Annotated in this window: 26 protein-coding genes; 13 read left to right on the forward strand and 13 right to left on the reverse strand. The window is 62.5% G+C overall.

Annotated features, from left to right (window positions below; all coding sequences use genetic code 11):
• Positions 1-52: 52 nt before the first annotated feature.
• Positions 53-937: a LysR substrate-binding domain-containing protein gene (locus tag AC2YI2_RS03660; RefSeq protein WP_487385056.1), complete on the reverse strand. Its 885-nt coding sequence runs from the start codon at positions 935-937 to the stop codon at positions 53-55.
• Between the two features lie 114 nt (positions 938-1,051).
• Here AC2YI2_RS03660 and AC2YI2_RS03665 point away from each other — a divergent pair, with 114 nt between their 5' ends.
• Positions 1,052-1,759: a glutathione S-transferase family protein gene (locus tag AC2YI2_RS03665; RefSeq protein WP_487385057.1), complete on the forward strand. Its 708-nt coding sequence runs from the start codon at positions 1,052-1,054 to the stop codon at positions 1,757-1,759.
• A gap of 54 nt (positions 1,760-1,813) precedes the next feature.
• On the opposite strand, the gene AC2YI2_RS03670 is transcribed toward AC2YI2_RS03665, so the two are convergent.
• Positions 1,814-2,239 (reverse strand): rhodanese-like domain-containing protein, encoded by a 426-nt coding sequence (locus AC2YI2_RS03670; RefSeq protein ID WP_487385058.1) that lies wholly within the window; start codon positions 2,237-2,239, stop codon positions 1,814-1,816.
• A 90-nt stretch (positions 2,240-2,329) separates the two neighbouring features.
• Between AC2YI2_RS03670 and ftrA the strand changes: the two genes are divergently transcribed.
• Positions 2,330-3,328, forward strand: coding sequence for a transcriptional regulator FtrA (ftrA, locus tag AC2YI2_RS03675; protein ID WP_487385059.1), 999 nt, complete (start codon positions 2,330-2,332; stop codon positions 3,326-3,328).
• 6 nt (positions 3,329-3,334) lie between these two features.
• On the opposite strand, the gene AC2YI2_RS03680 is transcribed toward ftrA, so the two are convergent.
• From AC2YI2_RS03680 to AC2YI2_RS03690, 3 genes are all read right to left on the reverse strand, one after another.
• Positions 3,335-3,694, reverse strand: coding sequence for a VOC family protein (locus AC2YI2_RS03680; protein ID WP_487385060.1), 360 nt, complete (start codon positions 3,692-3,694; stop codon positions 3,335-3,337).
• 66 nt (positions 3,695-3,760) lie between these two features.
• Positions 3,761-4,165, reverse strand: a complete 405-nt coding sequence (locus tag AC2YI2_RS03685; protein ID WP_487385061.1) for a GFA family protein — start codon at positions 4,163-4,165, stop codon at positions 3,761-3,763.
• 12 nt (positions 4,166-4,177) lie between these two features.
• A complete protein-coding gene (locus AC2YI2_RS03690; RefSeq protein WP_487385062.1) occupies positions 4,178-4,783 on the reverse strand; it encodes a glutathione S-transferase family protein in 606 nt (201 codons plus the stop codon).
• Positions 4,784-4,920: 137 nt separating this feature from the next.
• Here AC2YI2_RS03690 and AC2YI2_RS03695 point away from each other — a divergent pair, with 137 nt between their 5' ends.
• Both AC2YI2_RS03695 and AC2YI2_RS03700 read left to right on the forward strand, forming a co-directional pair.
• The gene (locus AC2YI2_RS03695; RefSeq protein WP_487385063.1) at positions 4,921-5,262 is read left to right on the forward strand and encodes an ArsR/SmtB family transcription factor; all 342 of its coding nucleotides are present in this window, start codon (positions 4,921-4,923) and stop codon (positions 5,260-5,262) included.
• 41 nt (positions 5,263-5,303) lie between these two features.
• The gene (locus tag AC2YI2_RS03700; RefSeq protein ID WP_487385064.1) at positions 5,304-5,765 is read left to right on the forward strand and encodes an SRPBCC domain-containing protein; all 462 of its coding nucleotides are present in this window, start codon (positions 5,304-5,306) and stop codon (positions 5,763-5,765) included.
• A 47-nt stretch (positions 5,766-5,812) separates the two neighbouring features.
• Here the strand turns inward: AC2YI2_RS03700 and AC2YI2_RS03705 are convergent, their stop codons facing one another.
• A complete protein-coding gene (locus AC2YI2_RS03705; protein WP_487385065.1) occupies positions 5,813-6,190 on the reverse strand; it encodes a hypothetical protein in 378 nt (125 codons plus the stop codon).
• 268 nt (positions 6,191-6,458) lie between these two features.
• Positions 6,459-7,370 (reverse strand): pirin family protein, encoded by a 912-nt coding sequence (locus AC2YI2_RS03710; protein WP_487385066.1) that lies wholly within the window; start codon positions 7,368-7,370, stop codon positions 6,459-6,461.
• A 185-nt stretch (positions 7,371-7,555) separates the two neighbouring features.
• On the opposite strand from AC2YI2_RS03710, the gene AC2YI2_RS03715 reads away from it, so the two are divergent.
• A complete protein-coding gene (locus AC2YI2_RS03715; protein ID WP_487385067.1) occupies positions 7,556-8,374 on the forward strand; it encodes a class II glutamine amidotransferase in 819 nt (272 codons plus the stop codon).
• 7 nt (positions 8,375-8,381) lie between these two features.
• Here the strand turns inward: AC2YI2_RS03715 and AC2YI2_RS03720 are convergent, their stop codons facing one another.
• Positions 8,382-8,987, reverse strand: coding sequence for a nucleotidyltransferase domain-containing protein (locus tag AC2YI2_RS03720; RefSeq protein WP_487385068.1), 606 nt, complete (start codon positions 8,985-8,987; stop codon positions 8,382-8,384).
• Between the two features lie 4 nt (positions 8,988-8,991).
• Positions 8,992-10,203: a bifunctional phosphopantothenoylcysteine decarboxylase/phosphopantothenate--cysteine ligase CoaBC gene (gene coaBC, locus AC2YI2_RS03725; RefSeq protein WP_487385069.1), complete on the reverse strand. Its 1,212-nt coding sequence runs from the start codon at positions 10,201-10,203 to the stop codon at positions 8,992-8,994.
• Positions 10,204-10,378: 175 nt separating this feature from the next.
• Here coaBC and AC2YI2_RS03730 point away from each other — a divergent pair, with 175 nt between their 5' ends.
• Both AC2YI2_RS03730 and AC2YI2_RS03735 read left to right on the forward strand, forming a co-directional pair.
• Positions 10,379-11,617 carry an aminopeptidase gene (locus tag AC2YI2_RS03730; protein WP_487385288.1) on the forward strand — a complete coding sequence of 413 codons (1,239 nt, stop codon included), beginning with the start codon at positions 10,379-10,381 and terminating at the stop codon, positions 11,615-11,617.
• 2 nt (positions 11,618-11,619) lie between these two features.
• Positions 11,620-12,411, forward strand: coding sequence for a pyrroline-5-carboxylate reductase family protein (locus AC2YI2_RS03735; protein ID WP_487385289.1), 792 nt, complete (start codon positions 11,620-11,622; stop codon positions 12,409-12,411).
• On the opposite strand, the gene AC2YI2_RS03740 is transcribed toward AC2YI2_RS03735, so the two are convergent.
• A complete protein-coding gene (locus AC2YI2_RS03740) occupies positions 12,408-13,289 on the reverse strand; it encodes a DMT family transporter (protein ID WP_487385070.1) in 882 nt (293 codons plus the stop codon). The genes AC2YI2_RS03735 and AC2YI2_RS03740 overlap by 4 nt on opposite strands.
• 88 nt (positions 13,290-13,377) lie before the next feature.
• Here AC2YI2_RS03740 and AC2YI2_RS03745 point away from each other — a divergent pair, with 88 nt between their 5' ends.
• The gene (locus AC2YI2_RS03745; protein ID WP_487385071.1) at positions 13,378-13,860 is read left to right on the forward strand and encodes a MarR family winged helix-turn-helix transcriptional regulator; all 483 of its coding nucleotides are present in this window, start codon (positions 13,378-13,380) and stop codon (positions 13,858-13,860) included.
• Between the two features lies 1 nt (position 13,861).
• Here AC2YI2_RS03745 and AC2YI2_RS03750 read toward each other — a convergent pair whose 3' ends face one another.
• From AC2YI2_RS03750 to xseA, 3 genes are read right to left on the reverse strand one after another with little or no spacing between them, the layout of a single operon-like run.
• Positions 13,862-14,452, reverse strand: a complete 591-nt coding sequence (locus tag AC2YI2_RS03750; RefSeq protein ID WP_487385072.1) for an NAD(P)H-dependent oxidoreductase — start codon at positions 14,450-14,452, stop codon at positions 13,862-13,864.
• Positions 14,453-15,235: a hypothetical protein gene (locus AC2YI2_RS03755; protein WP_487385073.1), complete on the reverse strand. Its 783-nt coding sequence runs from the start codon at positions 15,233-15,235 to the stop codon at positions 14,453-14,455. It lies immediately after the preceding gene.
• A gap of 9 nt (positions 15,236-15,244) precedes the next feature.
• Complete coding sequence (xseA, locus tag AC2YI2_RS03760; RefSeq protein WP_487385074.1) at positions 15,245-16,837, reverse strand: exodeoxyribonuclease VII large subunit; 1,593 nt, start codon at positions 16,835-16,837, stop codon at positions 15,245-15,247.
• Between the two features lie 113 nt (positions 16,838-16,950).
• Here xseA and AC2YI2_RS03765 point away from each other — a divergent pair, with 113 nt between their 5' ends.
• From AC2YI2_RS03765 to AC2YI2_RS03785, 5 genes are all read left to right on the forward strand, one after another.
• Positions 16,951-17,286, forward strand: a complete 336-nt coding sequence (locus AC2YI2_RS03765; protein ID WP_487385075.1) for a PilZ domain-containing protein — start codon at positions 16,951-16,953, stop codon at positions 17,284-17,286.
• Between the two features lie 86 nt (positions 17,287-17,372).
• Positions 17,373-18,593: an alpha/beta fold hydrolase gene (locus AC2YI2_RS03770; protein WP_487385076.1), complete on the forward strand. Its 1,221-nt coding sequence runs from the start codon at positions 17,373-17,375 to the stop codon at positions 18,591-18,593.
• Positions 18,590-19,966, forward strand: a complete 1,377-nt coding sequence (locus AC2YI2_RS03775; RefSeq protein WP_487385077.1) for a cytochrome P450 — start codon at positions 18,590-18,592, stop codon at positions 19,964-19,966. The genes AC2YI2_RS03770 and AC2YI2_RS03775 overlap by 4 nt, the downstream gene beginning before the upstream one ends.
• 78 nt (positions 19,967-20,044) lie before the next feature.
• On the forward strand, positions 20,045-20,308 hold the full coding sequence (locus tag AC2YI2_RS03780) for a spike base protein, RCAP_Rcc01079 family (RefSeq protein WP_487385078.1): 264 nt from the start codon (positions 20,045-20,047) through the stop codon (positions 20,306-20,308).
• Complete coding sequence (locus AC2YI2_RS03785) at positions 20,308-21,690, forward strand: phage head spike fiber domain-containing protein (protein ID WP_487385079.1); 1,383 nt, start codon at positions 20,308-20,310, stop codon at positions 21,688-21,690. Before AC2YI2_RS03780 ends, AC2YI2_RS03785 begins: the two co-directional genes overlap by 1 nt.
• Positions 21,691-21,720 lie beyond the last annotated feature (30 nt).

Here is a 21,720-nt window from a genome sequence, read left to right on the forward strand (position 1 = left end):
CTGGGTCACCATTCGGAAGGGAAAGAACACATCGCGCGGTTGGCGGGCAAAATCAAGCGCCGGCATGTTCGATCAGGAAGTCGACCACCGCGCGGACCGAAGGCAACTGGCCGCGCCGGTGCGGGATCAGAATGCTCGTGGTGATCTGTCCCGCGGTCCAGTCCGGCAGCACGCGTTTCAACATGCCTTCCGCGTGTGCCGGCAGATAGACCGAGGTCGGCAGGACGGTGATGCCGATGCCTGCGGCGGCGGCCTTGAGCAGCACGAAAGGCTCGTCGGCCGCCATGACGGGATTGACGGTCACATCCTTGGGAGTTCCGTCTGCGCTCCGCAGCCGCCACGTCGTATCGGTCGGATTGGAGGTGATCGCGCGATGGTCGGACAGGTCCTCGGGGCGCTCGGGCGTACCGTGCTTTTCGAGATAGGCCGGCGCTGCCACGACATGGAAATCATGGATAGCCATTCGCCGCTGCACCAGCGCCGAATCCGGCAATGGCTGCTGGTGGCTGCGGATGGCGATGTCGAAGCCCTCCTGCACGATATCGACGAAACGGTCGGTGACATGGAGGGAGAGCAATATTTTGGGATAGCGCTCAGAGAGCGCATCGAGCAGCGGCGCGAGCGTGAATTGCGCGGTCGGAACGGAGGTCGTCAGCCGCACCGTGCCGCTCGGCTCGCCGAGGCGGGTGCGGACGATGTTCTCGGCATTCTCCGCTTCGATCACACTGGCACGGGCATGCTCGAAGAAGTCGCGGCCGAGCTCGGTCAGCGAGAAACTGCGCGACGTGCGGTGGATCAGCCGTGCGCCAAGTCCCGCTTCGAGCTCGCCGACTCGCTTGCTGACCGTCGACTTCGGCACCCCGAGCCGGCGGGCGGCGGCGGCGAAGCTGCCGTTTTCGACAGCCTGGACGAAGAACTGGAGGTCGTTGAGGTTCATGCGGCAATGTCCATGATTGTGGACTTTAAGATAGAGAATGGCCGTCTACCCGGCCATCGTACGCAATGTCATATCGATGGGGTCACCGACAATCAATATGGAAAGGTTAGATCGATGCCTCTCACTCTCTTCTACGGCGTGCCGGAAGGCTGCTCCTTCGGCTCCATCGTGGCGCTGGAATGGTCCGGCGCGAAATACAATCTCTGCCGGGTGCAGATGCCCGAGGTGGTTTCCAGCGCGGACTTCAAGCGCATCAACCCCGTCGGCGAGACGCCGACCTTGATGCTACCTGATGGACGGATGTTGAGCGAAAGCATGGCGATTCTCGGCCATATCGCGACGAAGACAATCAACAAGGGTCTGGGCTTCGAGCCCGGCTCGCCCCAAGACGACCGACTGAAGCAGATGCTGGCGTTCCTCAATACCGGCTTCTTCAGCGGTTTCGGCGCGCTCTGGTATGCTTTCGAACACGACCTGACGGATGAGGCGAAGGCCGCACTGCGCGACTATGGCATCGCCAAGGTCGAACGAGCGCATGCCGACCTCGAGACCCTGCTCGGCGGCAAGGAATGGCTGATCGGCGACAAGCGTAGCCTGGCCGATGCCTATTTCATGGGGATCGCCCGCTGGAACGATTTCCACAAGGTGGTCGACCGCCGCCGGTACCCGGCGCTCAACAGCCTCTACCAGCGCATGCTGGAGGATCCGGCGGTTCGCTTCGCGCATGCCATCGAGCATGAGGAGCCGGCGGTGAGCGCCGGCGGTTTCCAGGGCCATGTGAGCCTCGATGAAGTGCTCGGCGAGATGAGCAAGGCTGCATGACAGACGGGGCCGGCGGTGATCCGCCGGCCCTTGCCGATACCAGATGCCGAGCGATCAGGCAGCCTCTGCCAACATGCCCGGCGCGGCGCCGGTGGCGAAAGCCAAGCCTTCATCCGCCCAGCCCGTGATGCCGCCGATCATGACCTTGGACCGCAGTCCGAGGCGGGCGAGCTTGAGCGCCGCCTGGTCGGCGCCGTTGCAATGCGGTCCGGCGCAATAGACGACGAAGATCGTGCTCTCGGGCCATTCGGCCATGCGCTGCGCCGTCATCTCGCGATGCGGCAGGTGGATGGCACCGGGCACATGGCGCTTCTCGTAGGCAGCGGTCGAGCCGACGACATGCAGCAGGACGAAATCCTGCTGGCCATGAGACAGGGCATGGGCCACGTCGGAGCAGTCGGTTTCGAACGCGAGCTTGGCGCTGTAATGGTTGACGATATCCATGGGGGCGGCGGCGGGGTAGTCGGTCACATAGCTCATGTCGATCTCCATCAGTTTGTCGATGACGTGACGATACGCGCGCCACGAAATCCGTTGCAGATGGCAAGATGGACATATAGCATCAAGATCATGCCAAGCGTCAAAGACCTGCCGAAACTCGCCAATGATCGCGTCGTGGTGCTCGCCTATGACGGCCTCTGCACCTTCGAATTCGGCGTGGCGGTGGAGGTGTTCGGCCTCTACCGACCGGAGATGGGCGATAACTGGTACAAGTTCGCGGTCGCAGCCATCGACGATGGCGAGATGCGGGCCATGGGTGGGCTGCGCTTCCAGACCGATGGCGGGCTGGAACTGGTGGCGCGCGCCGGCACGATCGTCGTGCCGGGCTGGCGCGGTGCGGATACGCCGGTACCGGATGCGCTGAGCGAGGCGCTTCGCACGGCCTATGCCAAGGGCGCTCGCGTGCTGTCGATCTGCTCAGGCGTGTTCGTGCTCGCGGCGGCCGGGCTACTTGATGGGCGCAAGGCGACGACACATTGGCGCTACACGGAGAAACTCAGGGCGCGGTATGCCCATGTCGAGGTCGTGCCCGACGTGCTCTATGTCGATCAGGGCAATGTGCTGACCTCGGCCGGCAGCGCCGCCGGCATCGATCTCTGCCTGCATCTCATCCGCCGCGATTTCGGCACTCGCGCCGCCAATTCCGTGGCGCGCCGGCTGGTGGTGCCGCCGCATCGCGATGGCGGGCAGGCGCAGTTCATCGAGCGCAGCGTGCCGGAGCCGCATGAAAGCGCGCGGCTCGGTCCGATCTTCGACCGGATGCGCAGCGACATCACCTCGGAATTCACCATCGAGACGCTTGCGCGGGCGGCGGGCATGAGCCCGCGCACCTTCCTGCGCCGCTTCCAGGCGGCGACCGGAACCACGCCGGCCAAATGGCTGCTGACCGAACGGCTGACGCGGGCCAAGGATCTGCTGGAAAGCAGCAACCATCCGGTCGATGCCGTCGCCGAGCTGTGCGGCTTCGGCTCACCGGCGATCCTGCGGCACCACTTCCGCCAGCAGATGGCGACGACGCCCAAGGCCTATCGCGCCATGTTCGGCGCGCAGGCGATGGCCAGCGCCTGAGGCCGATCAGGGGAGATGGCAGACGGCTTCGAGATTGTTGCCGTCGGGATCGAACACGAAAGCCGCGTAATAGTTTTCATGATACTGCGGGCGATGTCCGGGCGGACCATTGTCCTTGGCGCCATTCGCCATCGCTGCGGCGTAGAAGGCATCGACCTCGGCATGGCTGGCTGCGCTGATGGCGAGGTGCACGGAAGACGCGCCCTTGCCCTCGCCGATCCAGAGCGGCAATTCGCCCTCCTTGCCGAAGCCGGCCGCGACGCCGAAGTCTTTCTGTTTGGAATAGCCGAGTGGGGCGAGCACTGCCTCATAGAAAGCGAACATTTCCTTGAGACGCGTAGTGCTGAGGCCGATGTGGTCGAGCATGGTTTCCTCCTTGTTTCGGTTTCGTCAGACTAGACCTGCCGGTGCCAATTGATGGCAGCGGTGCGCTTATTCCTGCTCCACGCCCGGCAGCCCACTGATGTCGTTGATCCAGGGCAGCGCCGAGCGGCACCAGATTTGCCGCGACGGTTTGAGCTCCCGACGCTGGTTGATGGTACCGACGCGAATGCCGGTGGTGGCGGCATCATCGCCGTCGCCTGAGGTGAAGAGCGGCGAGCCGCATTCCGGGCAGAATGACTGGAACCGTGGCCGGCCGTTGTCGCCGTATTTCGTATAGACCTTGGGCGGACTGGCGGTGAGGCGGAGATTTGCCGTCGACGTGATGGCCGTCACACGATAGGCGCTGCCCGTGAGCCGCTGGCAATCCGTGCAATGGCAGATGGAGATCTTGCCCGGGTCGATCTCCGCCTCGTATTTCACATGGCCACAATGGCATTGGCCGTCGATATGCATGGCGCTCTCCGTTCAGACATGCGCAGCATGGATCGGCGCGATCAAGGGTCTCTCCTTCACCTTGGTCATCAGCGCATGGACCTTGGGGAAACGCCCGGCGAGCCATTCCTGATCCGTCCAGGTCGCCATGCACCAGATATAGATGTCGAGCATGGTCAGGTGCTCGCCGAAGAAATACGGCCCCCGGATCGCGTCTTCGAGGATCGCATAGTGGCGGTCGAGATAGGCCAGCGCCCTCTCGACGACGGATGCGGGATTGTCGGCGTAGCGCTCGGGATAGAAGTGGCGCAGCTCGCCTTCATAAACATTGACCGCCATGAAGATCAGCCAGCGGTCGTGCTGGGCGCGGGCCGATGTTCCCGGCGCCGGCGCCAGCCCGGATTGCGGATGGGCATCGGCGAGGTGGAGCAGCATGGCCGAGCCCTCCGTCATCACCGAGCCGTCGGGCAATTGCAGCGCCGGAACCTGCTGGCGCGGATTGATCGCGCGGTATTCCTCGGTGAGATGGGCCTTCTGTTTGGTGCTGGTGCTGACCACTTCATAGCTGGCGCCGGCCTCCGCAAGCGCAGCCTCGACAGCGGCGCTACCGGACCCCAATGACCCATATAATCTATACATTTCTGTCTCCCCTGTTGGCGGCACACTCTAGCCAAACATTCTGCGCTGGGAAGGCCTGAGAACGACGCGCGGAGCGGCATTCAATAAATACTTAAGTCAATGCTTGACTATTTTGCGGCGACGCAATACTAAAGTACATGCTTAAGCATTCTGCCATTGATGCCGTCCTGAAGGCTCTCGCGGAACCCACCCGCAGGGACATTATGGAACGGCTCGCACACGCTCCCGCATCGGTCAGCGACCTTGCGGCGCCTTATGCAATGTCGCTCGCCGCGATCGTCCAGCATCTCCAGGTGCTGGAGGAATGCGGATTGATCAGGAGCGAGAAGATCGGGCGGGTGCGCACCTGCCGGATCGAACCGGGTGGCCTCGACGGCCTCTCGCGCTGGATCGCAAACACGCGAACCACGACGGAAAAACGCCTCGACCGGCTGGGCAACCTGCTTGCCGAGATGGGCGACGACGAACCCGACAAATAGCCGCGCCAAGCGTGGCCATCCAATCCCGAAAGGACGATCCAATGACTGACAAGCTCGTTCACAGCGCCTTCACGGTCGAACGCCACTATCCTGCGCCAGTCGAGAAAGTTTTCTCCTGCTTTGCCGACACCGAGAAACTACGCCGCTGGCTGATCGAGGGCGAAGGTTGGACGATCGATGGTTTCATCAATGATTTCAGCGTGTTGGGCTTCCAGCGATCGCTCTTCCGCTGGCAGGGTGGCCCGCAGATCAGCAATGACGGCATCTATCATGAGATCGTCGAGAACGAACGCCTCATCACCTCTTATTCGATGGCGATGGAAGGCAAGATCTTCTCGGTGTCGCTGCTCACCCAAACCTTCGAGCAGAAGGATGGCGGCACGCTGCTGACGCTGACCGAACAGGGCACCTATATGGGCGACGAAAATGCGGTGAAGGGCCGCGAGGAAGGTTTCCGGGAGTTGCTCGGCAAGCTTGGCGAAGAGATCGCCCGCAACGGCTGATACATGCCGACCAAGGGCAATTCCGCCGGAGAGCTGCTGGAATTGCTCTAACGCTTGGCGTGCTGAAGCACCCAGACTGCGTAAAGCTGCAGGCAGCCGAGCGCGAAAGGCGCGAGCGTCTTGCCGAGATCGCCCTCATAGATGCCAACCCACATGTCGGCGAACTGGATGATCCCGGCGAGGAAACCAAGCACAGTCAGCATGCGCCCGAAGCGCATGAAGATCGAGACGAGCACGAAGACGGCGAGCGGAATGCTGCGCGCCGCCGAATAGATCGCAAAGGTGAAAGCAGCATCATTGGCGACAGAGCCGACAGGCAGCATCATCAGCGGGTTCACAAGCCCGACCACGGCGATGCTGGCGAGTACGAGAGCGTTGAACCCGGTCACGAGCGACGCGAAGCGCAACGCGTTCCTGAACTGCATCGATGTCACCCCTCACTTCTCATTCGCAAGCGCGAATGGACAGGAAAATGTTGGCCGATGCAAGGGCGGGGATGAGACGGTGGGTCGGAGGGTCATCAGACGTCACGGGCGGGGCAAAGTCCCCTCCCCAACCCTCCCCACAAGGGGGAGGGCTTAGACTGCCTTGCCCTCCGCGGATACGGCAGCCGGCTGATTGGGGTAGACACGTCGCCCCAAGTTAGCCCTCCCCCTTGTGAGGAGGGATGGGGAGGGGTCTTCGGGAGGTCGCCTAATGCGCGGCCTGAATAAACGTCCCGTTCTGCAGGTCCTGCATGGCTTGCATCAGTTCCTGGCGCGTGTTCATCACGATCGGGCCGTGCCAGGCCACCGGCTCCTCGATCGGCTTGCCGGAGACGAGCAGGAAGCGGATGCCCTCCTCGCCCGCCTGCACCGTAACCTCATCGCCGGTGTCGAAGACGACGAGCGTGCGATTGCCAGAGAGATCGCGGATGTTGAGTTCCTCACCATTGACCTCCTTCTCGACCCTGACGCCAACAGGCGTCGAGGCATCGCGGAAGGTGCCGGAGCCGGCGAAGATATAGGCGAAGGCCTTGCGGTAGGTGTCGACCTTGAAGGTCTTGCGCTTGCCCGGCGGCACGGAGATGTCGAGATAGACGGGCTCGGCGGCGATCCCGTCGACCGGACCGGACTTGCCCCAGAAATCGCCGGTGATGATGCGCGCGGCGGTGCCGTCGTCATCGACCACGACCGGGATGTCGGCTGCCTTGACGTCCTGGTAGCGCGGTGCGGTCATCTTCAGCGACGAGGGCAGGTTGGCCCAGAGTTGGAAGCCGTGCATGCGGCCGGCGAAATCACCCTTCGGCATTTCCTGGTGCATGATCCCGCTCCCGGCCGTCATCCACTGGACGTCGCCGGCGCCAAGTAGGCCGCGATTGCCGAGACTGTCGCCATGCTCAACCGTGCCAGCCAGCACATAGGTGATGGTCTCGATGCCGCGATGCGGATGCCAGGGGAAGCCGCGGCTGTATTCGGCCGGATTGTCGTTGCGGAAATCGTCCATCATCAGGAAGGGATCGGTCAGCGAGGGATCGCCGAAACCGAAGACGCGATGGAGATGGACGCCGGCGCCCTCACGGGTCGGCTGGGCCTTGGACTCATATTTGACGGGGCGGATGGACATGATGCTTTCCTCCGAGGGCTTGAACTTGTCCTCGAATATAGATCGACTTGCGTCAACGGAAAGAGCGTACAAAGAGAACAACCAATATCGAAATTGTGAACAATGCTACGCCACCCTCCGTTAAGTCTTCCTTTACCATAAGAGGAGGAAGATGGCGGTTCATTCTGTCGCGTTAGGATCCGTTCATGTGCCGCTGGGCCGCCTATTGCGGGGAACCGCTGTTTCTCGAGGACATCGTCTCCTCGCCGGCGCATTCGCTGATTGCGCAGTCGCATTCGGCCACCGAAGCGCGCACTGCCACCAATGGCGACGGCTTCGGCATCGCCTGGTATGGCGAGCGCGAAACGCCCGGGCTTTATCGCGACGTCCTGCCGGCATGGTCGGATTGCAACCTCAAGAGCATCGCCCGCCAGATCCGTTCGCCGCTCTTCCTCGCCCATGTCCGCGCGGCGACCTCTGGCGGCACAAGGCGTGACAATTGCCATCCCTTCATCCACGGCCGCTGGTCCTTCATGCACAATGGCCAGATCGAGAATTTCGAACGCCTGCGCCGGCCGCTCGAAAACATGCTGCCGGATGAACTCTATGCCAGCCGCCTCGGTACGACGGATTCGGAACTGATCTTCCTGCTCGCGCTGCATTTCGGCCTCGAACAGGCGCCGCTCTTCGCCATGAGAGAGGCGATCTCCTTCATCGAGCGGCTTTCGATTCATTTCGGCCTCGGCGCCGACGTGCGTTTCACCGCCGCCTTTTCGGATGGCCAGCGCCTCTACGCCATCCGCTATGCGACCAACGAAGTGGCGCCGACGCTCTATGCCAGCCCGATGGGCACGGGCGGCTACTGTCTCGTCTCCGAGCCGCTCGATCATAACAGATCGAACTGGATGAGCATTCCGGAGCAGAGCGCGGTGGTGCTGGGGCCGGATGGGCTCGAGGTCTCGGTGTTCGAGACCGGCACGGTTATTCCGATGACATCAGAGAAGGTGCTGATGGCGGCGATGTGAGACCCGTCTAGAGTCTTTCGATCCAGATATGACCCGGATGCAGCTTGGCGAGGCTGGTCTTCAGCCACAGTCTTTCTGACGCCTCCAACTCCGGCAGAGCCGTATCGAAGTCAGCCTTATCCTTGGGGCGGAGATGCTTTGCCTTGAGAAGCAGGATCGCCGCTGGACCAAGGCAGGGCACGCCCTCGGCCGACCGCATGATCATCTCGGTGCGTGGTCGGGTGATCGTGAGATCGCGCTTGCAGGCCCACGTCTCCGGCGTGCCGGGCTCGATCATCATGTCGACGCGCCAGCATTTCGCACCGATATCCCAGCACCAGATCTGGAAGATTGAAGGGTCGAGCCCTGCGCCTTCGGGCAGGAATCTGAAGATTCCTGCGTGGACCGTGTAGAATTCCATGCCGACGAGTGCTCGACGAAAGTGATCGAAATCCTCCCGCAGCACAGTGAATTCGAGGTCGTGATGGTCGCGGGTCAGTCGCCCATGCCATAAGTCCAACGCCCAGCCGCCGACGACGCACCATGGCCGATTCACCTTGGCGAGCCGGGTCGCCAGCGCGGCGGGATGCCAGGCGTCCCATGCTTCCTGGTCGGGGATTACGTGCCCGGACACGGTGTCAGCCGCCTGCGAGCTTGCTGGCGATCACCGCGACGAGCTTCTCGGCGACGTCGTCCTTTGACATTTCCGGCCAGCGCTCGACACCGTCGCGGCTGATCAGCGCCACCGTGTTGCGCTTGCCCCCCATGATGCCGGTCTCGGGCGAAACGTCGTTGGCGACGATCATGTCGGCACCCTTGCGGTCGAGCTTGGCGCGGGCGTTGGTCTCGACGTCGTTGGTCTCGGCGGCAAAGCCGATCACCAGCTTGGGGCGCTTGTCGTGGTGGCCGACCGTCTTGAGGATATCCGGGTTCTCGGTGAGCGGCAGCGACGGCACGGAGCCGTCGGCGGACTTCTTGATCTTCTCGCCCGAAGCGGTGGAGACGCGCCAGTCGGCGACGGCGGCGACCATGACGGCGATATCAGCCGGCAACGCGGCGAGTACCGCGTCGCGCATTTCCTCGGCGCGCTCGACGCGAATGACCTTGACCCCCGCGGGGTCGGCAAGCGTGACCGGGCCGGAGACCAGCGTTACATCCGCGCCGGCCTTGGCAAGCGCCGCCGCAATGGCATGGCCCTGCGTGCCGGACGAGCGGTTGGCGATGTAGCGGACAGGGTCGATCGGTTCATGGGTCGGGCCGGAGGTGACGATGGCCCGCTTGCCAGAAAGAAGCTTCGGCGCGGTGTCGAGCAGCTTTTCAACCTCGGCGGCGATCTCCAGCGGCTCGGCCATGCGGCCGATACCGGCCTCGCCGCCTTCCGCCATCTCGCCGCGCATCGGGCCGATGAAATTCACGCCGTCGATCAGGAGCTGCGAGGCATTGCGGCTGACGGCGGGGTTCGACCACATTTTCGGGTTCATCGCCGGCGCCATCAGCACGGGGCGCTCGGTGGCAAGCAGGATGGTCGAAGCGAGGTCGTTGGCGAGTCCACCAGCCATCTTGCCCATAAGATCGGCGGTGGCGGGCGCGACGAGGACGAGATCGCAATCGCGGGCAAGCCTGATATGGCCGACATCGACTTCGTCCTCGCGGGAGAAGAGGTCGGTATGGACCTTGTGGGCGGCGAGCGCGCCGACAGCGAGTTCGGTCACGAATTCTTCTGCGGCCTTGGTCATGACCGGGATCACCACGGCACCACGTTCCCGCAGCCGGCGGATGAGGTCCAGGCTCTTATAGGCGGCGATGCCACCCGCGATGATCAGGAGAATCCGCTTGTCCTTCAATGTCATACTGGGCCACGTCCTGTTTCCGCCTCATTCCGACAAATAGTGGACGCGAGGACTTGGCGCAATGCGCGGGCAATTCGCATGCGCCTTCACAAATGCCGTCAAATCGGAGAAGACAGGTCCGACAACAAAGGGAATGGTGACGTCCATGGATATGAAGGAAAACCAGAGCGCCTCGATGCCATCAGGCGCTATCGACATGGAGAAGCTAGAAAAGCTCGCCGAAGTGGCGGTCAAGGTCGGGCTCGACCTGCAGAAGGGCCAGGAGCTGGTGATGACGGCACCGCTTGCCGCCATGCCGCTCGTCCGGCTGATCACCAAGCACGCCTATCTCGCCGGCGGCGGCCTCGTCACCACCTTCTACAGCGATGAAGTGACGACGCTGTCACGCTTCCAGCATGCCGAGGATTCGACCTTCGACCGCGCAGCAAGCTGGCTCTACAAGGGCATGGCCGAGGCCTTTGCGAACGGTTCCGCGCGTCTTGCCATTTCCGGCGACAACCCGATGCTGCTCTCGAGCCAGGATCCGGACAAGGTCGCCCGCGCCAATCGTGCCATGTCGACCGCTTACAAGCCGGCGCTGGAGAAGATCTCCAATTTCGAGATCAACTGGAACATCGTCTCCTACCCCAATCCATCCTGGGCCAGGCAGATGTTCCCCGAGCTCGACGAGGCCTCGGCAATCCGCAAGCTGGCCGATGCTATCTTCGCCGCCTCGCGCGTCGATATCGCCGATCCGGTCTCGGCGTGGCGATCGCACAATGCCAAGCTGCATGAGCGGAGCACCTGGCTCAACGGACAGAATTTTGCCTCGCTGCATTTCCGTGGTCCAGGCACTGATCTCACGGTCGGCCTCGCCGATGACCATGAATGGCATGGCGGTGCTTCTGTCGCGAAGAACGGCGTGACCTGCAATCCGAATATCCCGACCGAGGAAGTTTTCACGACTCCGCATGCCCGACGCGTCGAGGGCTATGCCTCCTCCACCAAGCCGCTGTCGCACCAGGGTACATTGATCGACAACATCCATGTCCGCTTCGAAGGCGGCCGGACCGTCGAGGCCAAGGCGTCGAAGGGCGAAGAGGTGCTCAAGAAGGTGCTGCAGACGGACGAGGGTGCCGCGCGTCTTGGCGAAGTGGCGCTGGTGCCGCATTCCTCGCCGATCTCGGCTTCGGGCCTGTTGTTCTACAACACGCTGTTCGACGAGAATGCGGCCTGCCATATCGCGCTCGGCCAGTGCTATTCGAAGTGCTTCATCGATGGCGCCAATCTCAGCCAGGACGAGATCGCGGCCAAGGGCGGCAATTCGAGCCTGATCCATATCGACTGGATGATCGGCTCCGGCGGCGTCGATATCGACGGCATCAAGCAGGACGGCAGCCGCGTGCCGGTGATGCGCAAGGGTGAATGGGCTTGACGATGCCCCCCAGCCGGACTTTGGGTGTGATCGGCGGCGCCGGCTGGCTTGCCGGTGCGCTGCTTCGGCCAGCGCTTGCCAAGGGCGCGGTGCGGGCCGAGGAGGTGATCCTCTCGTCACGCCGGCCGCAGGTATCGGGTTTCGAGGCCTGGCCCAATATCCGCACGACAACGGACAATGCGGAACTTGCTCGGCAGTCGGATATCGTGATCCTTTCGGTTCGTCCGGAGGATTTGGCGGGCGTCGACGCCGATCTCTCCGGCAAGCTGGTGATCTCGGTGATGGCCCGCATGCCGATGGCAGAAATCCGCAAGCGTTTCGGTTGCGACCGGATGGTGCGCACCATGCCGAATGCCAGCGCCGAACAGGCGCAGTCCTTCACGCCCTGGTATGCCTCGACCGAGGTGACCCCTGAGGACAAGGCCTTTGTGTCTGACTTCTTCGGCGGCTCGGGGATCGCCCGCGAGGTGCCAAACGAACCTAGCATCGACTATTTCACCGGCCTCACCGGCTCGGGTTTCGCCTTCCCGGCATTGATGGCGCGGGCGATGATCGAGCATGCGATCGAGAATGGCGTTGCGCCTGACCTGGCCGATGTCGCCGTTCGCCAGCTTATGCTGGGCGCAGGCACCTATGTGTCGGAGTCGAAGGAGAGTGCGGCCGAGATCGTCAAGACCTTCGTCGACTATGGCGGCACCACCGCGGCGGGGCTGACGGCTATGATCGATCGCGGTTCCGATGCGGTGGTCAAGGCCGGGCTCGATGCAGCCTGGCAGCGGGCTCTCGGAAACTAGGCCTTCGCGGCAACGAGTGCCGGCTCGGGCTTCCGCGTCTGCGCCATCTGGCTCACCCAGACGCTGGCAAGGACGACCGCCATGCCCGCCATCTGCAGGGCAGAGAGTTGCTGGTCGAGCAAGACCCAGCCGAGGATGACGGCCATCAGCGGGCTGAGGAAACCGAGCGACGAAACGGCAGAGGATTCGAGCCGCGAGATGCCGCGGAACCAGACGATATAGGCAAAAGCGCCGCCGACCAGGCCAAGCCATGCGAAGCCGAGCCAGTTGTTGAGCGTCAGCGACGGCAGAGCAGGTTCGAAGACCAGCGCGATCGGCACCAGCAGGATGCCGCCGGCCGTGAGCTGCCAGGCCGTGACAGTGAGCGGCGAGACCGGCGGCTGCCAGTGGCGGCTGAGCACGGTACCGAAAGCCATGGAAACCGCACCGATCAGGCCTGCCACAATGCCTATCATATCGAGTTTGGCATGGGGCGTCAGCACGAGGAGTGCCACGCCCGAAATGCCGGCCAGCCCGCCGACGATCGAGAGCAGGCGGATCGGATTGCCCATGAAGAAGCGTGCCAGCACGATCACCAGAAGCGGCTGGATCGCGCCCACCGTGGCCGCGACGCCGCCGGGCAGCCGATAGGCCGAGACGAAGAGCATGGTCTGGAAGATGGTGAAGTTGAAGGCACCGAGCAGCGCCGACTTCCACCACCATTCGCCTCTCGGCAGATGGCGGACGATCAGGAGAAGCAGCAATCCGGCTGGAAGGGCGCGAAGGGCGGAAGCCGTGATCGGATAGCCTGATGGCAGAAGCTCGGTCGTCACGACATAGGTGCTGCCCCAGATGAGCGGCGCGAGCGCGGTGATGAGAAGATCTGAGATCCGTGCCATAATTTTATCTTGATATCAAATTACTTGACATCAAGATAATTGATCAGATTTATCTTGACGTCAAGTGAAATCCGGAGAAAGTGGCGACATGGATGCCGTTGACAAGATTCTCGCCCAGTGGAGCCGAGAACGACCCGACCTCGATGTCGGGCCGATGGGTCTGCTGGGCCGCCTGGCCCGACTGCGCAGCCATCTGGCGCGTGAGATCGACGCGGAATTCGGTAAGCATGGCCTCAATGCGTCGAGCTTCGACGTGCTCGCCACGCTCCGCCGCTCCGGTCCGCCCTATCGGCTGTCGCCGAGCGAACTCATGGAAACCATGATGATCACCTCAGGCACGATGACCAATCGAATCGACCAGCTTGAAAAGGCCGGCATGGTAGAGCGGCTCGACAATCCCGAGGACCGCCGTGGGGTGATCATCGCGCTGACCGACAAGGGCTTCGAGACGGTAGAGAAGGCCGTGACCGGCCATGTCGCCAACCAGCATCGGCTGGTCGCCGCGCTGAGCGAGGATGAGCGGAAGCAGTTCGGCGCGCTGCTCGCAAAGTTCCTCGTGGCTTACGAATAGGTCAGAGCGCGCTGACCTGGCTGCGAACTTTCTCCAGGAAATGCTCGCGCTTCGCCTGAGTCGTGTCGTCCATATTGTGCAGGCAGGTCATGCGGAAATCGACCCGCTTGCCGCAAAAGGCCGCGATACCGCGCTTGAGGATGCGCCGCACGGGATCACCCATATAGAATTTCACCACCCACCAGGGCGAGCCGGTGGTGCTGAAGGCCCAGAAATACCGGAGCTTCTCCAGTTTCGGCACGAGCTTGATGCCATCGGCGTCATAGTCGAAGGCGATGCCGGGCGCGAAGACGCGGTCGATGAAGCCCTTGAGGATTGCCGGCAGGTTGAACCACCATTGCGGAAAGACGAAGATCAGCGCTTCGGCGGCTTTCAAGCGCTCGACATAGGGCGCGACATTAGAGAGATCATAAGTGCCGGTCATATAGCTCGCGCGCTCGACTTCGCTCAATCGCGGGTCGAAATTCTCGGCATAGAGGTCGAGCAGATCGACCTCATGACCTTTGGCTTCGAGCGCGGAGACGACTGTGCGCGACACCGAGGCGGCGAAACTCTCTTTCAGCGGATGAGCCAGAACCACGAGGACGCGCATTTATGAGCTCACCAAAATCTTCCTATGAAGCTCTTTTATAAATTGACTGCCAACGGCGTATATGGAACCGCCTCCAGCGCGAACTATGATACCGTCAAGAACCGCCTCCATATTTTCAGTTTCACCGACTATGGAAAACACGGCGCCCCCGCTGAATCCATCCAGATTTACTTCATGCTCCTTGTATTCATAGCGACGATAATAAGAATTCGCACTTCGGAATCCAGCGTCGGATCTACACGTTAAGGTGGCAGTCTTGAAATTGAATATCTCGCCATCGTAATCAATAACTTCGCGGTCAGTCGGATGGCCGATCGCAACACAGACGCCCGAGGATGGACGCTCGTCGTCCCGCATTTCGAAGAAGCACGCTTTCTCCTCGGATAGTCGGCTCCAGCGGTGCGACACCTGGAAAAGTAACAGATCATGGTACTCTTCGTCAGGGTTGCTGGTTTCGAAATAGCACCTGTCGACTGTAATGTTTCGCAAAGTACCGAGAGGACTGCAAAACATCACGTTGTCTAACTTTACGCTTTCCGGTGTTGCTCCGCGCGGGATATCCAGTTCATGCCGAGTCGTAACGACGTAATAGTTGTCTCCCGCTGCAACCAGCGTACATGAACCACTTCGACCGAAGGGCCAGCCAATCGCTCCGTCTGCCGCCCTTGTTCCCAGCGCAACTAATCGGACCGACCGCGCTAATACGCTTTCGGCGCTCGCAGGCTTGAAAATCAGTCGGCCTATCTTAATTCCATTGATCAAGGGAAGGTCGCGGATGAACATATTGACACCCTAAAACAAGCTCCCCTGCCCCGCCCCGCCGCCCGGGGCAGGCTTGGATGCGGCGCGTTTCTTAGCCGGCGAAGGAGATGGTTCCCCACCTTCCGAGCCGGCGATGGCGTCGACGGAACCGTCGTGGAATTCGATCGAGAGATGATCGCCCGGCGCCACCATCGCCGCCGAGGACAGGACCTTGTCCCCCTCGCCGCGGATCACGGCGTAGCCGCGTTTGAGCACATTCTTGTAAGATAGCGATTGCAGGATGCGGTTATGCGACGACAAAGCCTGCCCACGCCGTGCGATGAGATTGTCGATGGCGCCGTCGCCACGCTGCGCCACGTTTCTCAACCGGTCGCGCTGGCGCTCGGACTGGGCGTGAAGCCGTGACGGGAAGCCCGCCAATACAGCATCGGCGCGGCTGATCCGGGCCTTGATACGATCGAAGAGGCGCTCGATGATCCGCTCGCCACGCGTCATGCGCTCGGCCAGCCGCTGGCGCCGCTCGGCGATGCGGGTCGAGAGGATGTCCGGCCTCAGATTCGCCGAGACGCGCTCGAAGGCGCGGCGTTTGTTGACGGTGGTCATTTCGAGGCCGCGCCCCAGGCGGGTCGAGGCTTCATCGAAACGCCGGCGCGGCAGAGCGAGCACCTGGTCGATCGAGGGCAGAGCACGGGCGAGGTCGCGGATCTCGCGGCGGCGGGTATCCATCTGGCGCGTCATCGCGCGGCTGAGACGGGCGGCGAGATTGGCGACCTGGGCCTCGAGGTCGGCCTTGACGGGCACGGCCATTTCGGCGGCACCGGTCGGTGTCGGCGCTCGCTGGTCCGAAGCATAGTCGATCAGCGTCCAGTCGGTCTCGTGGCCGACGGCGGAGATGAGCGGAATTTCAGAACCAGCAGCGGCGCGGACGACGATTTCGTCGTTGAAGCACCAGAGATCCTCCAGGCTGCCGCCGCCGCGGGCGACGATGAGCACGTCCGGCCGGGCGATCGGACCGCCGGGTTCGAGCTCGTTGAAGCCCTTGATGGCATTGGCGATTTCCGGACCCGCGCCCTCCCCTTGTACCCGCACCGGCCAGACGATGACATGCAGCGGAAAGCGATCGGAGATGCGGTGCAGGATGTCGCGGATGACGGCGCCGGTCGGCGAGGTGACGACGCCGATCACCATGGGCATATGCGGCAGGAGCTGCTTGCGGGAAGCGTCGAACAGGCCTTCGGACTGTAGCTTGCGCTTGCGCTCTTCGAGCAGCGCCATCAGCGCCCCGACGCCCGCGGGCTCAAGGCTCTCGATGACGATCTGGTATTTCGACGAACCGGGGAAGGTGGTGATCTTGCCGACGGCAATGACCTCCATGCCCTCCTCGGGCCGGGTCTTGAGCTTCGAAAAGCTGCCCTTCCAGATCACGGCTTCAAGCCGGGCGCGGTCGTCCTTCAGCGCGAAATAAGCGTGGCCAGACGAATGCGGCCCGCGATAGCCCGATATCTCACCGCGCACGCGCACCTGGTCGAAGGCGCCCTCGATGGTGCGCTTGATCGAGCCTGAGAGCTCGGTGACGGTGTATTCGACGAGATTGGTGGCCGAATCATTCTCGAAAAAGGTCATGGGGACGATATTGGAGGGTCAGGAGAGTTTTGAACAGCAGGCGCGCTAACCCGCGTTAATCGCATCTTAATTTTTTGACCGGCTTATTTGCGCGATATCTCAATGAGGGTTTCATGATGAACGCCCAGCCTGACTTCATGTTGCATGACGATCTCCGGCAGCACGCACGCCGGCAGGTCCGACTGGAAGCCACGGTATCCTGCATGAAAAGCGGTTTGCGCGGCTACGTCTCCCAGCCCGGCATCGTACTCAATCTCTCGGAAGGCGGATGCATGGTGTCCTGCTCGAATGCAGACGAACTCACCAATGACGTCCATATCCAGATCTCGGGTGTGCCGGCAAAGATCGCCTGCACCGTCGTGGGTAGGACGTCCGTGCGACTTAACCTGCAATTCACGGAAATGCTGCCAACCCAGATCGTCGACCGGCTCTCCACCCGCAGGTTCTGAGCCTCTCCTTGTCGTGGACGTAAGAAGGCTCTAAGAACGGCCTTCGCCGGCATGCGCGCCGCGGACATGTCCACATCAGGGTTGAAATGCAGGAAACCGAGAAGCAACCGTTCCGCCGGCAGGTGTTCTTCATCAGCGGCTTCGATCCGCGCGGCGCGCTCTTCCTGCACAAGAACTGCGTTACCGAGACCGACAAGTGGAGCGAGACCAGCGGACACACGGTCAAGACCGGGCCGCGCAAGAATATCGGCAAGCTGGTACGCCGCTGGATCATCGACGCCGACCTGCCCGACGGGCGCGCCGAGACCAGTTTCGACTTCCTGCAATGGGACGACATCATCCGCCAGCATTGGGACAAGCGGAACTGGCTGGTCTATCTGCAGTCGATCGCCGGGCTGTGGCGTCTCTTCCTCGATGGCGTCTATACGCGTACCATTCGCGAATCCTGGCCGATCGCCATCGTCATGTCCGCACCGGCGGTCACCGCCATCATGCATGGGCTCGGCGTGCTGCTGCCGCTGATCGGCCTGCTCGGCCTATGGCTGTTTCCCGGCATTATCGGGAAGATCATTGCCGTGGCCCTGATCGCGCTCGGCGGCTGGTCCTATTGGTGGATATCAAAGAACATGGACCGCTACCGCCCGGAATGGAACGGACGGATCGGGCTCTTTGCCAACAAGATGGTGATCTCTCGGGAGAACGTGCCTGATCTAGACCAGCGGCTCGATCAGATGGCGGACCATATCATTGCCTCGGTCGAGGAGGGCAAGCCCGACGAGGCGGTTATCATCGGCCACAGTTTCGGTACCACGCTTGCGACGATCGTCGCCTCACGTGTGCTGGCGAAGCGTCCGGATTGGGGGCAGAAGGGTTCGCCGCTCGCGCTGGTGACGCTCGGGCAGACCCAGGGCCTGATGGCGCTGCGCAAGAGGCATGGCTGGTATCATGACGAACTGACGCGTTACGCCAGTTTCCCCGATTTCACCTGGCTCGACTTCTCCTCGCCGCCAGACGGTGCCTGCTTCGCGCTGATGAATGTGCTGGACTTCCTGCCGAACCGGCCGAAGCACATGCCGAAGATGCTGAACGCCCAGTTCCACAAGATCCACACCGAAGAGCATATGAATGAGGCGCGCTACCATCGCATGCTGATGCACTTCTTCTACCTGCATGCCAACGGCCATCCGCAGATCGGCACCGATCTCTACGATTTCGTGCTGCTGATTGCGGGAAATCAAAGAGCCGCCGACCGGTACCATGCTAGGCAATCCGGCAAGCCCTATTTCAAGAAGGAAAAGCGCGCATGAGCCGCATCATCGGCCCCATGCCTGACATCAGGAAGACCAGGCCCTCGCCGCTGACCCGCATCATCAAGGGGCGGCATTCGTCGCTCGATGTGCTGTTCGAGCGCAGCTATTCGATGAAGATGGGCGAATTCGCCGGCGTGCGCCGGCGGTTCTACTTCCTCACGCAGCCCGAGATCGTCAACCGCATCCTGAACGAAGACGTCGCCCGGTATCCCAAGAGCGATCTGATGGGAACCATCCTGTACCAGATCCTCGGTGACGGTGTCTTCGTTTCCAACGGCGAAGTGTGGAAACGCCAGCGCCGGATGATGAATCCGGCCTTTGAATTCGCCCGCATTTCCGAAGTCTTTCCGCTGATGATGCAGGCGGCGGAAGCGATGAAGGCGCGGCTCGACAAGGTGGCCGACGGCCGCGAGGTCGCAGTTGATTTCGAGATGACGCATGTCACTGCGGACATCATCTTCCGCACGATCTTCTCCGAGCCGATCCCACCGGAGGATGCGGAATCGATCTTCGACGCATTCAACCATTACCAGGAACTCGCCTATATCCACGGCGTCTGGAACATGGCCGGCCTGCCGCAGGCGCTGTCGATTCCGCGGCTACGCGCGATCAAGCATGCCCGCAATATTCGCGGACCGCTCGCGCGCATGGTGCGCAAGCGCTTCGAATTGCTGGAAACCAATCCGGAGAAGAAGCCACAGGACATCCTGCAATCCCTGATCGACGCACGCGACAATGACGGCTCCAAATTCACCGAGAAGGAATTGATCGACCAGATCGCCGTGATGTTCCTGGCCGGCCACGAGACGTCGGCAAGCGCGCTCTCCTGGGCACTCTATCTTGTCGCCCAGGATCGCGACGTGCAGGAGCGCATGCATGCGGAGACCCAGCGGGCGTTTCTCGAGGACGGCAATTTCAGGCCGGCCCAGTTCAAGCATCTCAAGCTGACGCGGGATGTCTTCCGCGAGACCTTGCGCCTCTACCCTCCGGTTTCCTTCGTGCCACGCGACATCACCGTGCCGGAGACGATGCGCGGCAAGAATCTCAAGAAGGGATCTGCCATCTTCATTTCGCTATGGCTGATGCAACGGCATCGCGAGATCTGGAAGAATCCGGATATGTTCGATCCCGATCGTTTCTCACGCGAGGACGAGAAGGAGGCGATCAGATCCGCCTACATGCCGTTCAGCCAGGGTCCGCGCGTCTGCCTGGGCGCGTCCTTCGCGTTGCAGGAGGCGGCGATCATCCTGTCCATGATCGCTCACCACTATGAGATCACGCCGGTCGAAGGCCATGTGCCGAAGCCCGTGGCGCGGCTGACGCTGCGCTCGGAAAACGGCATCCGGCTCCGGCTTCGCAAGCGCTCCTGAAAAAATCGACATGCGTTTCATCCCCGCCCTCCCGGGCGGTGGGATAATGCGCGTGTTGTTTTTACCAGGAGCACTTTCATGCCTGACAGATTTCAGTATTCCACACCCTCTCTCTCCGGTCCCGCCACGCACGCTTTTGCGGTAACCCCGAACGATTCCACCGATCTCGGTGAGACCACGCGGGCCCTCTATGTCGGCGCGGCGGGATCCGTCGCGGCCGTCATGGCCTCAGGCGCTTCGGTCTCGTTCGGCGCCGTCGCATCCGGAACGGTGCTGCCCGTTCGCGTCGCCAGGGTGCTCGCAACCGGCACGACGGCATCGGCCATTCTGGGGCTCGTCTGATGCTGGGGACGGCACTCGACCTCACCTCGGCGCGGGCGGCGGCCTGGTGGCAGGCGCCCGCCTATCTCGCTGCTGACAAGGCCGGCAGCGGCATCTGGCCGCCCGGCTTCGCCGCTTCGTTCCGGAACGGGCAATATGCCGCCACCACAGTCGCACCGGATTCGATAGGATCGGCTGATATCGCTGACCTGACGCGACTCTCGCCGACGAGTTTCGCTGACATGTTCGACTATTCCCGCGCCAGTAGCGCGGGCTGCATCGGCGCGGATGGCACGCTTTCGACAGCGGCTGCCGACACGCCGCGCTTCGACTACGGCAATGGCCGGCGTCAGTTGTTGCTGGAGGGACCGTCGACCAACACGATCCGCAACAATACGATGCTCGGCGCCGCGGCAGGCATAATCGGTTCGGGCGGCGCGCTGCCGACCAACTGGACCTCGGGTGGCACCGGCCTGACCCGGACCGTCATCGGTATCGGCACTTACAAGGGCGTGGACTATGTCGACATCCGCTTCCACGGCACGATCGCCGATGGCAACGGCGCCATGCTGAGCTGCGAGGGAACGCAGGAAATCGCGGCGCTGACGGCCGAACGCTGGTCGATGTCGACTTGGCTCGCCCTCGTCGGCGGAAGCCTCAGCAGCGCTACCGGCTTGCGTCTCACCTTCCGGGAAGGCACATCGGCGGGCGGCTTTGTCCTGCAGACGATCGGAGCAGACATCAAATCGCTGATCGGAAGCGGATTGAAGCGTTTCGGCTTTTCCGCCCCGCTCGCCGGCGGCGCGACCACTGCTTTCGTCCAGCCGAGGATATCGGTGGCCGCGACGACCAGCACCGTGCTCGATTTCACGCTCCGGGTCGGCCTGCCGCAATGCGAGAGGCAGGGGCAATCCACCTCCGCCATCCGAACCAGCGGTACTGCCGTGACCCGCGCGGCGGACGAGTGCCGCCTCAGCGCGGCGGGTGCGGCTCTTCTGGGCCGGGCAGCATCGGGCCTGGCAATAAGGGGATCGGGGGTCTGGGGCAGCAGCGGTGCGCTTCTCGGTGCCGCCGCCGGTACGCGTCTTCTGGCGCTCAATTCCGGCCAGACGGCGCTTGGCATCGGGCACGCCTCGCCGCTCGTCATCGCCGGCAGCCTGACGGCACCGCTTCTGGATTTCGGGATTGCCGGCGGCTGGGATGCGACGGGGCGGGCCGGCGCTTATGGCGGCGGTGTGGCGCAGCAGGATGCGTCGGTGATCGACGCCGATCTTTCCTCCGCGCGGCTCGGCCGGAACGACGGCACGGCCGCCTTTGCGGCGGGATGGTATGACGAGCTTGCGATCTACCCGTTCCAGCCGTCCGGCGCGGCGCTCTCGGCGCTTTCAGCAGCGCCGACGTGAACGATCTCGGCGGCTCCGGTTCATCGGGGT

This window comes from Rhizobium sp. SRI_017 (genome assembly GCF_057586295.1).